Raw genomic sequence first — 15,348 nt, 5'->3', positions numbered from 1 at the left:
GAAGTCAGATGAGGTTGATGCACTGCGACGGGCATTCGCGCGCCGCCTGGCGCACGTCCTCCGCCTGGTCGTCCGCCACTTCGGCCGCGCGTGCCTCGCAGTCGGCCGGATGTCCCTGCTCGGCGAGTTTCACGTACGAGACGTACTCGTCGTCCGTGGCGAACACGGAACCGGCGAGTTCCATGCACAGCTCGGACCCCTGACACAGCTTTCGGTCGACCCAGACGCGCACCGGTACACCCTTTCCGTGGAGGCCACACGCACTCCCTGCCGGGCCGGGCCGACCGGCTGGATCCCGGCCGTGGCCCGGTCCTCATGACCGGTCTCCCGGTCGCGACCGTCAGACGTCGATGATCCGCCAGCGCTCTTCGTCGGCGTTCTTCCACGGCCGGGTGACGACCTGGAAGTCCTGCGAAGGCAGCTCGTAGGCATCGAGATAGCGGCTGTTGCTGGCTTCCTGGATCGTGAAGGTTCCGTTGGTGGACGGAAGGATGATCCAAGCCTGGGTCGCGTCGTTCTCCGCGGTACGGGTGACCACGCGGAAGTCGTCGCCGGAGCCCTGGTAGGCGTCGAGATACCGGCCGCTGCTCACCTGCTGGATCGTGGAGAGACCGTTGCTCAGGTCGGTCAGCAGCCAGTGCTGGGTGCTGTTGTTCTGGAACGGGCGGGTGACCACCCGGAAGTCGAGACTCGCGATCTCGTGCGCGTCCAGGAACTGGTGGGTGTCCGCCTGGTCGATGGTGACCGTGCGCTGTGCCACGATCGTCGGCGCGGCCGCCGGCCGGGCCTCGGCGCCTCCGGCGGTGCCCAGCAGCGAGAAGGCCGCCATGCCCATCGCCAGGACGCCGCCCGGGACGGCTCTCTTCCGTAAGTTCATCAGTGTTCGCCTCTCTGCGATGGTGCCCGCCGGGCAAGGATCCGAAGTCCCTCCCCGGCCGGGCCGGGCTGCTCTGACAAGGAGTGTGGTGGCCCGGACGACGCCTGTCGTGCCATGTGCCGCTCAACGGCACGGAGCATCCGCGTCCGCCCGCGTCGGCCCTCTCGGCGGTCCGGCGCGACACCGCCGCACCGCGCGGGTCCCGCGTCAGTCGCCGATGCTTCGCCGACGGCGGATCAGTCGGGGAACAGGCCAGGAGGGGCAACTCCCGGCCGGGTGCCGGGGGCCGGTGGGAGGGGAGGGAACGTGACGACACGATCTACGGCACGGGGCGAGTGCCGAGGCGGTCGTGGAGACCGGCGCGCAGGGGGTCGTCGTCGGGCAGTCCGAGCTCACCGGTGAGGGCGAGGGCCCGGTCCCAGGCCGTGTGGGCGGCGCCGTACTGACCGGCTCCGTGGTGGCTGTCGCCGAGGCAGACCAGACAAGCCGCCTCGCTGTGGCGTTCGCCGGTGGCGTGGAACAACCGCACGGCCTGCCGGTAGCGGTCGACCGCCTGCTGGTAGCGGCCCAACTGATGGTGGATGTAGCCCAGGCTGTCGAAGATGTGGGCCTGCCCGTCCACGTCCTCCGCTGCCTGCGCGAGTTCGAGGGCCTCCTCGCACTGTGCCAGCGCGCCGAGGTGGTCGCCGCGATGGGCCTGCCGCCAGCCGATGTGGTTCAACGCGGCGGCCTGTCCCGCCAGGTCGCCCGCCGCCCTGTAGTGCTCCAGACTTCGGTCCGCGTGCTCCTGTGCAAGCCGGAGATCGTCCTCGGCCCCCGACATCCGCGACAGATGCTGATGCGTACGGGCCTGCCCCGCGTCGCTGCCCAGCGCGGCGAACAGCTCCAGCGCCCGCAGATAGTGCTCTCTGGCCGGCCCCCGGCGCTTCAGACGGTCCAGGGCCAGTCCCAGCGCGCGGTGGGCGTCCGCCTGACCGTTCCGGTCGTCCTCCCGCCTTGCCGCCTCCAGTGCGTCGAGGCCCGCCGCCAGCAGTCCCTCCCAGTACCCGTGCCGGTCCAGGAACGTGGTCAGAGCCGCGACCAGCCGCCACACCTGGCCGTCGAAGCCGGGCGGGCGCCGCACGATCCTCAGCAGCACCGGATGTTCCGCGGCGAGCCAGGCCAGAGCCTTCCCGTAGTCCGCGGGCTCCTGCACGTTCGCCCCCGGCCGGGCCGGCGGTGACGCCGCCTGATTGGGCTGCGGCGTCACCAGCGCATCGGCCGCCCGCGCGGTGTGCAGGTAGTGGTCCGTCATCCGGTGCAGCGCGGCCTGCCGAACCTGCTCGGTGTCGTGCGCAGTCACCAACTCCATGGCGTAGACGCGCAGGAGGTCGTGGAACGCATAGCGCCCAGGAACGTGCTCGACCAGCAGGTGTCCCCCGGTCAGTTCGGCCAGCAGTTTGCGGACCCGCTCCGGCGACACGTCCGCCACCGCGGCAGCCGCGTCCTGCTCGACGTCCGGCCCGGGGTGCAGAGCCAACAGCCGGAACAACCGGGCCGCACCGGCGCTCAGCGCACTGTAGGACCAGGAGAACACCGCCCGCACCCGGCTGGCCTCCTCTCCCCCGTCCAGCGCGTCCAGCCGCCGGCTCGCCTCGCGCAGTTCCTCTGCCAGCGCCCTCAGCGGTCGTCGCGGCTGTACGGCCGCACGCGCCGCGACGACCGCCAACGCCAGCGGCAGTCCCGCGCACGACGCGACGATGTCCGCCACGGCCTCCGGTTCGGCCGCCACCCGTCCTACCCCGAGCCGCGCCGCCAGCACGTCTCTCGCCGCGTCCCGGCTCAGTGAGTCCACCGCCAGCAGATGGGCGCCCTCGGTCACCGCCAGCCCGGTCAGCCGGTTGCGGCTGGTCACCAGCGCCATGCAGCCGACCGCTCCCGGCAGCAGCGGACGGACCTGTTCCTCGTCCCGGGCATTGTCCAGCACCACGATCATGCGCCGCCCCGCCAGCAGGCTTCTGTAAAGCCCCACTTGGGCTTCCAGGTGAGGTGGCACCCGCTCGGGCCGCACCCCGAAGGCGGCCAGGAACCCGCGTACCGCCTCCGTCGGAGGCACCACCGTCCCCTGCGGATCGAATCCCCGCAGGTTCACGTACAACTGCCCGTCGGGGAACGCGCTCCTCACCCGGCGCGCCCAGTGCACGGCCAGCGCCGTCTTCCCGACCCCCGCCATGCCCGACACGGCCGAGACGACCACCGCCGCGGACTCTCCCGCCGCCGAGGTGAGGATCGCCGCGAGATGCGCCAGTTCTTCGTCACGCCCGGTGAACCCGCGTACGTCAGTGGGGAGTTGAGCAGGGAGTTCGGGCGTACGCGGTTCCGTCGACGGCCGCCGCGACGGGAGCTCGGACCGAGCGGCGGACTCCGACCGCTGCCCCCGCAGGATCGCCTGGTGCAGTTGCCGCAGCGGCGGCCCCGGATCGGCACCCAGTTCCTCCGCCAGCCGTTCACGGACAGCCACGTAGCAGTCGAGTGCCTCCGCGCCGCGTCCGGTGTCGTGCAGTGCGTGCATCAGTGCCTCGGCCAGCGGTTCCGCCAGCGGATACTGGCCGAGCAGATCGGTCAGCGGGCCGATGACGGACGCGGGATCACCGAGGTTCAGTTCCGCGCGGGCCCACCCGACGGCGGCATCCTGGTGCTGTCGCCGCCAGGCCTCCCGCATCCGCGCGGCCCACTGTCCCTGCAGTCCGGACAGAGGTTCTCCCCGCCACAGCCCGAGCACCTCGGCGAACAGCCGTGCCCGAGCCGGGTCGGTCCGCTCCATCGTCCGCGCCTGTTCGATCAGTTGCCGGAACCGGTACACATCGACCTGGTCCGGGCGGGCTTCCAGCAGGTACCCGCCGGAGCGCCGCACGAGGTGTAAGGGTTCCCTCGCCGTTTCGGCCGCCTGCTCGCACATCCGCCGGATCCGGGCGACATGGGCGTGAACCGCGTTCCGCGCCCCGTCGGGCGCATGCGTGCCCCAGACCCGCTCGATGACCACTTCGGTGGCGACGGGCCGGCCGACGTCCACCGCCAGGGCTGCCATCACCGTACGGCGCTGTGGCGGTCCCACCTCCACCACGCGGCCCCCCACCGACAGTTCGACGGGACCGAGCAATTGCACGTCCACCATGTGCTCCGCCTCCCTTTTCAGGAAGCGTCCTCCTCTTTCCACGGGACGTGTGTGCGAAGCGACAACCCTTCGACAAGGTTTTACGCCACACCCCGGTGCCAGTCTGCAAGGGTGCGGTCGAACGGACGGGAGACGGCCACGTTCCGTCCGAGCACGGCGGCGGAGGCCGTCGCCCGTCGTCCGCGCGACAGCCGAACGGGGGGCGAGAGTGTGACCGGGCATGACGTGATGACCTTGGAGACACGGACGGCGGTACGAGCCCTGGGGACCGGGCCAGGCAGCGCCCCGCCGCCGTCGGAACCCGCCGGTGCGGGCGCGGGCACGATCGGTCCGACTGCCACGGCGGGCGCGGGCGCCGCTGCGGGCGCCGGCGGACGGAGCGTACTGGAAGGTGCCTTCGCCCTGCTGGAGGCGGTGGAACGGATCGAGGAGGCAGGGGTGACAAGGCTGGCATCGGAGTGCGAGCTGCCCAAGTCGACCGCGTACCGGCTGCTGGAGCAGCTGGCCGACCTCGGTGTGCTCGAACGGTGCCGCGGGAGTTACCGGGTGGGTCCTCGGATGTTCAGCCTCGGGCGGGAGTGGCAGCCTCATCCGCGGTTGCGGTCCGCGGCAAAGGAACCTATGCGCCGTCTGGTGGAGACCACCGGCATGACGGTGGGGCTCTCCGTGTTGTGGAGGGGCGAGACCCTGGTGATGGAGTGGAGTGCCGGTGAGGCCGAGCACCCGGTCTCGCTTCGGCCCCGTACGACCTGGCCCTGGTTCACCGCGGCCGGCAAGGTGCTGCTGGCCGGAGCCGGGCCCGATCCCCTGCTGGGGCCGCTTCCCGCGTCGTGGGCGCGGGAGGCTGCCGCGATCCGGGAGCGAGGCGTCGCCTTCGACAGGGAGGAAGTAATGAGCGGGGTGTGCTGCGCGGCCGTACCGCTGCTCGGAGCAACCGGCACTCCGGTGGCGGCCCTCTGCGTCCTGACGGATCCCGCGCACCACCTGGAACGGCTGGGAGAAGCCTGCCGACAGGCGGGGCGGGTTATCAGCGCGGGCCTGCGCGGCCGGTGAACCACACGTTCGGTGCTGCGGTCACGGTCCGGCACTCCTGAGGTCAGCGCCTCGCGGGCGCCAGGACCGGGACCGACCCCGAAGACACCCGGAGTTCCACCGAACGGACGGCGGAGGGCCGGACCTCGCCGTCGTGCGAAGGGGAGAAGGGCTCCGTCGGTGCACTCAAGGAGGAGGGACGGCCCTGGGTGAGGGGGTGGCGGGCGGTCCAGGCCGCCGGGTCGGCCCGCGCGAGGCGGTGCAGCACGATCGCGTAGCCGTCGACGCCATCCTCCCCGGCCGGCCCTCGCACGGCTGCCGGCACAGAAACTACATCCCCCTTCCCCGGCTCCCACGCCCCCGGTCGTGTCGCCCAGAACACCAGCGCCGCGGTTCTGGAGGCAGTGGTGAAACTGGCCGATCATGCGGTTGAAGAGGTTGCGCTGGGCGGCGGCGGGCCAGTCTTCGTGGTCGTCGCGGCGCCGCCTGTGGTGGGTTCTGGCGCCAGTTGAGGTGGTGATCGCGGAGGAGCCCCGCCGGCGCGGGGTCGACGGAGTATCCGCACAGAACCATCAGTCGTTCAACGGAGTATCCCCGCAGGCCCGGGGCCGACCAGGGGCGAGTGGCGGAGAGGTGCACCGGGCACGGCCTGGGCAGGGCTAAGCGCCACTGTGACGAGAGCAGAACCAGGCAAGGGCCACCTTCATGTCCGGCGATCAGCCGAAACGCAAAAAAGGGTCGAGGCAATGTTCGATGACAGACCGTCAATGCCAAGCTCAGGTAATACGTCGATACGCGGCGCGGGCGTTGGCGATGCGGGCGAGGGCGGTTCCGCAAGCCGTCGCGGCGAGGAGGCACGCGAGCCAAGCGGTGTCGCGGTGTCCGGCCCAGGTGACGTGTCCGAGGGGCGGGATGGCGAAGCCGTTGAGCAGCAGCCAGCACAGTACGGCGGTGCCTGGTGCGGCCGTGAAGCGGGCGCACAGTCCGAGTACGGCGGCAAGGAAGGACAGCGCGAGCAGGGCCGTGCCGGGATGTCCGTGTTCGCCGAAATGATTGGTGATCGCCACCAGCAGCAGGGCGCCGGTGAAGGCCGCGAACCAGACGATTGGAGTGGCAACGGGCTGGGGAACGGCCCTGGCGCCTATGCTGATCCGCACCCACTCGATCAACTCATACTCCCTTCGGCATGGACGCGAGGCAGTGCAAGAGTCCTCGTCGGACCCTGGGCTGCAGAAGAATATTCCCATGGGACGCCGGCTCGCCGCCCCCGATCATCGGCCATTTCCATGCCGCGGACCGGTGCAGCACCGCTGGCCACGCCTACCTGACCCAGAGGTTGAGGTCCTCAAAGCGCCGCTTCTCCACGCAAGCGGGGATAGACCGGAACGACCGCACCACAGCGGGCCGCCACAGAACTGCTGCCCGCGCCCGCGGGGATGGACCCGCTTGGCGCCGTGCAGCGACCGGCCTGGCCGGTGCCTCCTGGAGACGTCGCGTTTGAGAGAGTCGGCGTGTACCAACACCGGTTCGTGAGGGCGGGCGGCAGCGTCACTGCTCCTGCAGATCCAGGGACAGGCGCATCGACGTGCTGGTGGTGGAGGTCGATGTACGGCAGCCGGCGTCGGTCTGCAGGGCCTGTACCGACGCCCTGATCAGGTCGAGTCGCGACGGACCGTCTCTGTCGGCGACGAGCCGTGCCTCCAGCCAGGTCGTCGTGGTGCCGACGCCGGTGCTCGTCGTGCGGCGGCCGCTGAAGAGGCGCATCGACCCGTGCACGGCCGTGGAGCGCAGGACGGGTACCTCCGCGGTGTCTGCGGTGAGCCGACCGTCCGTGTGCAGGGTCCAGCGGGTTCCGCGGAGGCGGTCCCCGAAGTTGTGTGCCCACTGCGGGGAACCGGACAGGGTTTCGGCCGATGCGACCGCCGCTGTGCGGAACGTGCGCGGTCGGTCCGGCACAGGAGCCACCGGCGTTCCTGAGGGGGTGTCGCGCCGGGCGCCGAAGGTTGGCAGGCCGGGTGGTCGCGCCGGAGCGGGCGGTGGTGGGGAGCCGAGGCACGGCGTGGGCGTAGGCGTGGCGTTGTCGGGCTGTCCCAGTTCCGGTGCCGTCGGATACGCGTGCGTGTTCCGGCGGTCGTCCGGGAAGAGGTTCTGCGTCGGACCGGGTCCCAATGGAAGCAGGCCGAGGAGGAGCAGCATCGCGGGGAGCAGGGCGGCGATCGCGTAGGGCCGCGGCAGTCGGACGGCCTGTGCGGCCGAGGCTGCCTGGACTGTCGGGGTGGCGTGGATTGCCCGGCGGCCTGTGCGGGCCAGCGCCGCGGTGGCCGTCGGCCAGAGCAAGACCACCGCCAGCGTCGCCCACCAGGCGGGATCTGCCGTGAGGGATGTGTGGGCGAGGCCGAGTACGTGCCCGGCCACTCGATCCTGTCGCGCCCCCAGCAGTGCGTACGCAGACAGGGCACCCAGCACAGTAATCAGCAGTTTGGTCAGCAGGGCCAGGGGCCAGAGCAGGGTCAGCAAGGACTGCGCGGCAGCGTCCGACGCCCGCAGTGCGAAGCGGACCCGCAGCCGGACCGGCGGATGGTGGAGCCGGGCGAGCCCTCCGCGATCCCCCTCCTGCGACGCTCGCAGCGCGCGTACGACGGCCTCCGCACCGCACTCCCGTACGGCGACCCGGTCCGCCGCCAGCTCGGCCGACCACAGTGCGGCGACCACGAGCAGCAGCACCATGGGCAGGCTGCACAGGATCAGGACCACCTCGGCGAGAACTGGCCGCGCGGTGGCGTCGCCGGTGACGAACAGCAGGGCCACGGGCGGAACGACCAGGACCGCGAAGACGTAGGGCCAGCCGCGAACCAGGGCGGTGAACGGGCTGCCGAGCCCGGCGACGTGCTGGTCGCCGCGGCGAAGGTGTCCGATCTCGTGCATGAGGACGGCATGTGCCGCCTGCGGGTCGGCATGCCACAGATGGACGAACGGGGCGAAGACGCCGACCCGTGCGGTCCGCAGGCCGGCCGGGTAGACCCGGGCGAAGGGCCCGGGCCGGGTACTGACCCGAAGTTCGACGCCGGACGCGTGCTCGTTCAGTACGGTCGTCATCTGCTCGTGGAAGTGCGGCGCCGCAGTCCCACCGGCCCCTGGGCCGATCCTTGCCGCCGGTGCCATCAGCGGGTGGTTTGGGGGCAGCAGTCCGTAGCGCCTCTCCACGTAGCGACAGCGTGCCCGCGGGGCGAGCAGGGCCAGGGCAGCCGCGAGCAGGAAGCCAAGGGGGAGCAGTTGTACCAGGCTGAGCATCGCGGTGACGGACCGCCCCTGCTGCGCACCGCCGATCTCCCCAAGGCCGCTCCCCCGGTGGGAGACCTGGCCGAGCAAGCCGGGGACCTGGAGCACGAAGAGCACCAGGCACACCCACAGCCAGGGCGGTGGCTCGGGTGCGGGGGTCCGAGGTGCTGCGGGGGCGCGTCGGCCTGGATGCCTGGCCGGTACGGGGTCCATCAGGGGTTTGTCCGTTCGTCACCGGCAGGGGGTGCGGGGCCCGTTCCGCCGTGCGGTCGGCGAAGACGGGACAGCAGCCTCGACACGGCGGACACGGCTTCCCGTGGCCGCCGTGTTCCTCGTATGGCCTCCCCGCTCGGTGACCGGGGTGAGCTTCGGGTACGGCGCCGGCCGCCGACGGTCGTCTGAAGTGGCTCCTGGCCGATGAGCGCATCGAGGAAGCCGACCACCCCGCCGGGATCGTCCTGCGCGAGCAGCCGGGCCGTGACGTCGGCCGCCAACTCGTCGGCCGCCGCCGGATCGAGACCTCTGGCCCGGAGTCGCTCGCTCATCCGCAGAAGGGCTCGCATCACCTCGACGTCCAGCACCCCGGGCGCAGGTGCTGGAGCGGCAGCGGCCTGCGGCGGCGCCTCCTCGCGCATACGCCCCGGGGTGCGGGCGGCCCGTTCGGCGCGCAGACCCATGACAAGGGCCGTGGCCGACAGGACGTTACCCATCTGCGCGCTGCCCAGTGCCGCCTTGAGCGCGTCGGCCGTACAAGCCAGGGCGTCCAGTACGGCCGGCAGGAGGCTGGCCGCCCCGCCGCCCATGCCGCCAGGCACCGATCCGCCGGCGGCGTAGAGCTGCCGGCGCGCGGAGCCACCGGCGGCGTACGCCCGTGTGGTCTGGGCCGCCAGTGCGACCTCGCGCGGCGCTGCCCATGAGGCGATCCGCAGGCCCCAGCTGTCCAGCCGGTCGGAGTCATCTGCCGTCATCGGTGCTCCACCTCATGACGCGGTCCCGTCGAACTCGAACCGGAACTCGATCAGGCTGTCGGTGCTGTCACCTTCGGCGCTCAACGACGCGGCGGAGGCGTCGAGTTGGCCGGAGAAGGTGGTGTCCACGGCGAGCGGATGTGGATAGCCCCCTGGGAGGAGGCCCAGATCGGCGCGGCAGGCAACCACCGGACTCGACCAGTTGAAGAGGTTCAGGGCCACCGCCTGATCCGTGTGCGGATCGGTCAGCCGGGCGTCCAGTTCGCCGTCGGACCAGTCCACGTCCCAGTACGTCAGCAGCGCCTTTGGATCACGGGAGTTGCCCGCGAGATCCTCGCTCGATGCGGTCCCGACGGCCGATGACCAGAAGGACACCGCACCGGCTTCGGCCGGATCGCCCGCGGCAAACAGCAGGGAGAACGGGTTGTCCTCCGTCTCGTCGCCCGCACTTCGCGGGCGGCCGAGGTCGAGGGTCGCGTCCAGGGAATAGCTCTGGCTGTCCGCGAGCCGGCGCGACCCGTCGGAGGCGCAGAAGTCGTAGACGTCGACGGACAGTTCGGCGGTACCGGAGTAGCGCGTGCCCCAGAGGGCGGAGGCGTCCGACTCATCCTCGGTCGCCGGTTCTTCTTCCGGCGAGGCCGCCTGCACAGTGTCCCCGGCCGTCGAGGTGTCGACGGCCGAAGGCGTGGCGCCGGGCGCCGACGTGGTCGGTGGCGCTGCGGAGTCGGTGGATATGGCCGGTGCCGTGGATGCCCCGGCGGACTCTTCCCCTCCGGCACTGCACCCGGTCAGCGGGGCGACCAGGAGTCCTGCGCACACGGCGACGGCCACACGGGACCCGATGGATTCAGACAGCTCACGAACGCGTGTCATGACAGGCATGACATCCCCTCCCCCATACCCGGCTGCTCCCCCAAGAGCCGTCAGGAATGGGGACGTTACGCTTCGCGGTTGTTCCACTACAGCATGTGGATTCGTTCGTTACCTTTTCGTGCCGTTACGGCCAGTCAGGGAAGCCTGCACCGGCACATGGCCGCCCGGTTCATCACCCGGCACCCACACCGCAGGACCGTGAGCGCTAGCTCCGCTACCTCGGTCTGCGCAGGTGCGTCCGTGCAGTGCGGGCGTCGCCTATGCCGTCGATGGTTGCAGCGGTTTCGGGCATCGCGTAGTCCTCGAAGTCGCGTGCGCTGCAGAACTTCCGAATCGGCATTCTGAGCAAGGCGCTGCGGCGCCTTGCTCAGAATTCCTCACCCTGCCGGTTTCTGACCGGACCGCTCGCCCAGGAGCCGGCTGGCTGCAGACCTTCTGGTTCCTATCCTTCGCACAGACCCACGCTGTCACCGGAGTCGAACTGGCATGTGTCGGTGTTCGCGCCGCCGTCGAGTGTGTCGTTGCCGGAGATGTTGTCCTTACCGTCCAGCGTGTCGTTTCCGAGGCCGCCGATGAGGGTGTCGGAGCCGAAGCTGCCGATCTGTCCGATCAGGTCGCCCACGAGACTGTCGTTGCCCGCCCCGCCGTCGAGACGGTCACTGCCACCGAAGCCCAGAAGGGCGTTGTTGCCCGCACTTCCGGTGATCGTGTCGCTGAACTGGCTTCCGTAGATGAACTCCACGTCGGTCAGGACATTGTCGCCTTCTCCGCCCGCCCCGTCGTCGGCGGTGTTGTCGATGTCGACGACCACGCCCGTGGTGCTGTCCAGGTAGCTGGCGATGTCGGTGCCGCCGCCACCGCTGAGGGTGTCGGCGCCGGTTCCTCCGACGAGCACGTCCGAGACGGGACCACCGTTGACGGTGTCGTTGTCCGGTCCGCCGTTGAGAACGTTGGTGTTGCCCTGCGTGGAGCCGCCGGTGATGGTGTCTCTGCCCGCTCCCCCGTTGAGTTCCCCGCGGATGGGGGCGGTCTTGGTGATGGTGTCGTTGCCGTCTGCGGCGTTGACGACGACCGAGGTGTTGACGAGGTCGATCGGGCAGGCCACCGTGCCGTTGCTCAGCAGACTGCAACCGGTACCGGCAGCAAGGGTGTCCGCCGTGTCCTGAATGATGAGGGTGGTTCCCGACAGGCTGATCGTGATGTTGTTCGCTCGGCCGGCTGCCGCGTTGACGACGACGTCTGTCCCGCTTCTGGCGACACCTGTGGCCGCATTCGCCTGTCCTCCCGCGATCACCACGGCAGAACCCATCATCGCGGCCACCACAGTGACGCGGGCTAACGCTCTTCTCTTCATCGGCTCCCCCATGGTGACGACCGTTTCTTTGCGTTGGACGAAGGTGAACTCTCTGATGAAAAGCATGGCCGTGGCGGTGTCCCAGAGGATGAGTAGGCGCTACTTACATCGATCTGCCGCGCAGCAGGACGCGTTGCGAACGCCAGCCGACTGCGGTGGTACGCCGCTCGAACCCGTGCGCGGCTGGACCGGGATCACGCTACGACGGGCTGTGAGACTGATAGGGCTGCACTCCCGGTGGTACGCGGAGGGTCTGCGCCAGTTCACGGCGCGTGGTCACGCCGAGCTTCGCGTAGATGTGCTGCAGATGGTTTTCGACCGTCCGCACCGAGAGGGTCAGAGCATGGGCGATCTCCTTGCTGGTGTTGCGGGCCGCAGCGAGCAAGGCGACCTCCTGTTCACGGTCGGTGAGCGGGGTGGGGGTGAGGATCGAGGTCAGCAAGGGTGTGCGGGCACCTTCGCAACGGGCCGCAGCCACAGCCGCCCCGCGGGAGGCCGACAAGATACGACGGGGAAAGTGCGCCAGCGCGGTACTGGAGGCCGCTGCCGTCGCGGCCTCTGCGGCGAGCAGATCGGCGCCGATGCTCTGGCAGACGCCTGCGACATCCAAAAGCTGATCGGGGTCGTCGGCGGCCAGCGCCGCAGCAAGGTGGGCGCGGGCCGGCGCGAACTGCCCGTCGCACTGCTGGGCGAGCTCGGCCAGTCGGTCCACGACATGTGCTGCGCCGCCCAGCCGGGCGACGTCGGTGAGCAGCATGCCTTCGCTGGTCAGATGGCCTGTCGTACGGGCCCTCTCAGCTGCGGCGGTCAGCACGGATCGAGCTTTGCCGAGCTGTCCACGGGCTGCCAGCAACCATGCCTCTCCCAGGTGTTCCTCCCCGGCGGACAGAGGGCCGGGAGGCAGCCCGGGCAGGGCGCGGTGAGTGTCGAGCAGACCCTCAGCCGTGTGCAGGTCCCCCGTCACAGCCGCACAGGCGGCCAGCCCGGGAAGAACCACGCGCAGCGCCATGGAGTGGTCGATGCTGCGGGCGAGGGCGGCCGCCTCGGCCCACCAGCGGCGAGCTGCTGCGGGGTGGCCGGCCAGCCATTCGGTACGGCCGAGGACGACAGCCATCCACACACGAACACCCGCACCGGAGGCCGTCAGCTCTGCATAGGCGTTCTCGCCCTCTCGGCGCGCGTCGGCAAGCCGGCCGGCTTCGGTGAGGGCGAGCACGAGGGGGATGCGTTGAAAAGCAGGATGGGATGCCAGAGCCTCTTTGTGGATCTGCCGGTGGACGTCATGGACGCGCTCCGCCCAGACGACGGCCTCGCGGGTCCTGCCCATCAGCGCCAGCCCAGCAGGCTTCATCCAGGCGCCTCGCAACCAGACGTTGACGTGAAGGTCCTGGCCGAGTTCGCTCCTCAGATCCATCAGCAGGGCCAGGCCCTCAGCGGGGCGTCCCGACGCGATGCGGAGAAAGCCTTCATTGACCTGGAGTTGCCGGCGGCCGGCCGGACTGGTGATCCTGTCCCGCACACGGTCGTTGACCAGCAGCGCCTCGGCAACAGGAGCGTTGCTCCACAGAAGGTTTGTCGTCCGGACCAGGGTGACGGCCAGTGTGTCCTGTTCGCCGACCGCCAGCGCGTCGGCGTGGGTGAGTGCGGTCTCGGCATCGTCCCAGCGGCCCAGCTCAAGGAAGGCTTCGCCCAGTCGCAGATGAGTGGTCATGGTTCGGTGCTCTTCAGGCAGCGCCTGGAGCAGGACTATGGTCTGGTGGTAGTCGTGGGCGTGACGTGCCAATACAGCAGCCTGCAGGAGCAGTTCGGGGTCGGCCGTGCCGGTGGCAGCCAGACGCCACGTCGCTATGTGTAGCGGGTCTTCGCGGCGTCGGGCGCCTCGTGCCTCAACGCGTGCGACCTGTTCCAACAGCAGGTGTCTTCGGCGCAGGACCGGGAGACCCGCACGCAGCACCTCACCGTAAAGGGGGTGGGCCAGGGAAACACTCGTACGCCGTCGGGTTTGAACGACGCGGATCAGCCCAGCCTGTTCCAGGGCCGTCAGCTCGTCGGAGGTGGCCAGGACTTCGGCATCAGCAAGGGACAACGGCTCGCACAGGGCCAGCAGTTCTAAAACGGTGCGCCCCGCGGCATCGGCGGAAGCGAGCCGACGATCGATCAGTTCGGTCAGCCGCATGGTGCCCGGCAACCGTTGTCGGCCGTCGCGCAGGTGCCAGAGTTCCCCATCGCGCGTGAGGTCTCCGGTGCTCAGCGCACCGAGGACCAGTTCACGCAGGTACAGGACGTTGCCACCACTCGCAGCAGTCAGTGCGCGCAGGCCGACCTGCGCCATCGGCGCCTCAAGCACTGCGTACAGCAACGCATCGATCTCCTCGGGAGGCAGCACGTTCACATCGACCCGGTGCAGTCCGTCTCCGTCGCACAGTGCCGCGACAGCGTCCCCGTACGGCTCGCCCGTGCGCACGGTCCCCAGCAGCATGATGACCCTGGCATCCATCAGCTGCCGCAACAGCACCGCCGACGTCGCGTCCAGCAGATGCATGTCGTCGATCAGTAGTACCCGCCGCCCTGGGCTGCCGGTCAGTCGTTCGGCGACCACGGCGAAGGCAGCGACCGGGTCGGACAAGTCCAGTCCGTGAGGCAGCAGATGTGCGATGGCGCCCAACGGGACCGTACGCGCTGCAGCACTCGCCGTGGCCCGCTCTACCCGCAGCGCCCCCGCCTCGGTCCGCTCCACACACTCTTCTGCCAGCCGGGACTTGCCCGCTCCGGCCGGCCCGGCCACCACAAGCCCGTGGCACCTGCGGTCGGCCAACGCGGCCACGCATGCCGCCAGTTCGGAGTCGCGGCCTACTAACGGCCACCGGTCCGAGCGGTTCCGCACCACGGTCTCTCCCCACCATGACACGACGATCAGGTATCAGAAGTAGATACGTTCTGGCTCCATGGCGCCGTGCAAGTGCGCTGCGGAGCTCAGACAACTCACAGCAGCCTAAACGCTTGTCCTGCCGCTGACCGTTCCGGGGCGGGTGGAGACTCCAGCTCTCCACTTTGGTCCGGGGTTTCTTGTCGGCTGGGAGCCGTCCGGGCAATCCTGTGTCCCGCTAGGCTGACTCGTTGGAGGGACTCAATGAGTGCTGTCGAGATGGATCGCGCGGAGTTGGTTGCGCTCGTGCAGCGGATCATCCAAGCGGACTACACCTCGGACGACGAGATGGACTGCTGGCTGGAGAGGCTCGACAGAATCCTGGGATGCCCGTCCGGTCACGTCTGCGGCTTGATCTTCTGGCCACTGGAGCGGGAGCTCTCGGCTTCGGTCTTCTCCGGGATCGTGTGCCGGATCCCTCGGCGCCGCGGGTATGTGCGGCAGGGGCCGTTGCTGTATCCCTTGTCGGCCGTGACGCTGTTGGGCTTCGTGGGGGGGGCAGCCCAGACCGGCCCGCCGAATGCGGACCTTTGCCAGCAGCATCTTGAACTGGGTGCAGTCCGCCCGCTGCCCCGGCGTGACACCCAGGGACAACGGACGGCATCGGCCGTCGGCACTCAGATGGAGTTTGTTGGTGAACCAGCCCCGTGAGCGGCCCAGTCCCTCACCTCCTGCACCATCTCCGTCAGCCGGACGAGCAGGCTCTGCCACGACGCTTCGCCCTGATGTCCGGTCGTCCCGGCCCTCTTTGATGCAGCTGCCGACGGCGGATCTGTCCGGGCACCGGCCGCATGCTGATGGGCCCGCATGGTGGTTGATTCCACCGAGATGTCCCGGTCGATCTCGCCCGCGACATCAGCAGTGACCTCAACCTGTTGCGGTCGG

Annotated in this window: 12 protein-coding genes; 2 read left to right on the top strand and 10 right to left on the bottom strand. The window is 69.9% G+C overall.

The annotated features are described in order from the left end of the window. Positions 1–4: 4 nt before the first annotated feature. The 3 genes from ACZ60E_RS38975 to ACZ60E_RS38965 all read right to left on the bottom strand — a co-directional run bounded on the left by ACZ60E_RS38975 (position 5) and on the right by ACZ60E_RS38965 (position 4,031). Positions 5–232 carry a ferredoxin gene (locus ACZ60E_RS38975; protein WP_469446745.1) on the bottom strand — a complete coding sequence of 76 codons (228 nt, stop codon included), beginning with the start codon at positions 230–232 and terminating at the stop codon, positions 5–7. A gap of 108 nt (positions 233–340) precedes the next feature. Then, positions 341–877 (bottom strand): RICIN domain-containing protein, encoded by a 537-nt coding sequence (locus ACZ60E_RS38970; protein ID WP_384800930.1) that lies wholly within the window; start codon positions 875–877, stop codon positions 341–343. Between the two features lie 319 nt (positions 878–1,196). Next, positions 1,197–4,031 carry an AfsR/SARP family transcriptional regulator gene (locus ACZ60E_RS38965; RefSeq protein ID WP_469446743.1) on the bottom strand — a complete coding sequence of 945 codons (2,835 nt, stop codon included), beginning with the start codon at positions 4,029–4,031 and terminating at the stop codon, positions 1,197–1,199. 228 nt (positions 4,032–4,259) lie between these two features. Between ACZ60E_RS38965 and ACZ60E_RS38960 the strand changes: the two genes are divergently transcribed. After that, on the top strand, positions 4,260–5,084 hold the full coding sequence (locus tag ACZ60E_RS38960; RefSeq protein ID WP_469446741.1) for an IclR family transcriptional regulator: 825 nt from the start codon (positions 4,260–4,262) through the stop codon (positions 5,082–5,084). Between the two features lie 43 nt (positions 5,085–5,127). On the opposite strand, the gene ACZ60E_RS38955 is transcribed toward ACZ60E_RS38960, so the two are convergent. The 7 genes from ACZ60E_RS38955 to ACZ60E_RS38925 form a co-directional block, all read right to left on the bottom strand. Next, positions 5,128–5,388, bottom strand: a complete 261-nt coding sequence (locus tag ACZ60E_RS38955) for a hypothetical protein (protein WP_469446739.1) — start codon at positions 5,386–5,388, stop codon at positions 5,128–5,130. Between the two features lie 451 nt (positions 5,389–5,839). After that, entirely contained in the window at positions 5,840–6,232 is a 393-nt protein-coding gene (locus ACZ60E_RS38950; protein WP_469446737.1) for a hypothetical protein, read from the bottom strand. Positions 6,233–6,611: 379 nt separating this feature from the next. Further along, positions 6,612–8,459: a hypothetical protein gene (locus ACZ60E_RS38945; protein ID WP_469446736.1), complete on the bottom strand. Its 1,848-nt coding sequence runs from the start codon at positions 8,457–8,459 to the stop codon at positions 6,612–6,614. 95 nt (positions 8,460–8,554) lie between these two features. Then, a complete protein-coding gene (locus tag ACZ60E_RS38940; protein WP_469446735.1) occupies positions 8,555–9,310 on the bottom strand; it encodes a hypothetical protein in 756 nt (251 codons plus the stop codon). Positions 9,311–9,322: 12 nt separating this feature from the next. Next, on the bottom strand, positions 9,323–10,183 hold the full coding sequence (locus ACZ60E_RS38935; RefSeq protein WP_469446733.1) for a hypothetical protein: 861 nt from the start codon (positions 10,181–10,183) through the stop codon (positions 9,323–9,325). A gap of 442 nt (positions 10,184–10,625) precedes the next feature. Beyond that, positions 10,626–11,603: a calcium-binding protein gene (locus tag ACZ60E_RS38930; protein ID WP_469446732.1), complete on the bottom strand. Its 978-nt coding sequence runs from the start codon at positions 11,601–11,603 to the stop codon at positions 10,626–10,628. A gap of 133 nt (positions 11,604–11,736) precedes the next feature. Beyond that, on the bottom strand, positions 11,737–14,421 hold the full coding sequence (locus ACZ60E_RS38925; protein ID WP_469446809.1) for a LuxR C-terminal-related transcriptional regulator: 2,685 nt from the start codon (positions 14,419–14,421) through the stop codon (positions 11,737–11,739). Between the two features lie 246 nt (positions 14,422–14,667). Here ACZ60E_RS38925 and ACZ60E_RS38920 point away from each other — a divergent pair, with 246 nt between their 5' ends. Then, positions 14,668–15,114 carry a hypothetical protein gene (locus tag ACZ60E_RS38920; RefSeq protein ID WP_469446731.1) on the top strand — a complete coding sequence of 149 codons (447 nt, stop codon included), beginning with the start codon at positions 14,668–14,670 and terminating at the stop codon, positions 15,112–15,114. The last annotated feature ends 234 nt before the right edge of the window (positions 15,115–15,348 follow it).

The sequence above is a fragment of the Streptomyces sp. NPDC102514 genome (genome assembly GCF_055584525.1).
Note: the sequence above shows the minus strand (reverse complement) of the source record. Positions and strands in the feature narration are given on the sequence as shown.

Bases quoted from the DNA above. Each gene is read 5' to 3' on its own strand.
- ACZ60E_RS38920 (WP_469446731.1), top strand. From the start codon at position 14,668: ATGAGTGCTGTCGAGATGGATCGCGCGGAGTTGGTTGCGCTCGTGCAG.
- ACZ60E_RS38960 (WP_469446741.1), top strand. From the start codon at position 4,260: ATGACCTTGGAGACACGGACGGCGGTACGAGCCCTGGGGACCGGGCCA.
- ACZ60E_RS38935 (WP_469446733.1), bottom strand. From the start codon at position 10,183: ATGACACGCGTTCGTGAGCTGTCTGAATCCATCGGGTCCCGTGTGGCC.
- ACZ60E_RS38970 (WP_384800930.1), bottom strand. From the start codon at position 877: ATGAACTTACGGAAGAGAGCCGTCCCGGGCGGCGTCCTGGCGATGGGC.
- ACZ60E_RS38940 (WP_469446735.1), bottom strand. From the start codon at position 9,310: ATGACGGCAGATGACTCCGACCGGCTGGACAGCTGGGGCCTGCGGATC.
- ACZ60E_RS38930 (WP_469446732.1), bottom strand. From the start codon at position 11,603: ATGCTTTTCATCAGAGAGTTCACCTTCGTCCAACGCAAAGAAACGGTC.
- ACZ60E_RS38965 (WP_469446743.1), bottom strand. From the start codon at position 4,031: ATGGTGGACGTGCAATTGCTCGGTCCCGTCGAACTGTCGGTGGGGGGC.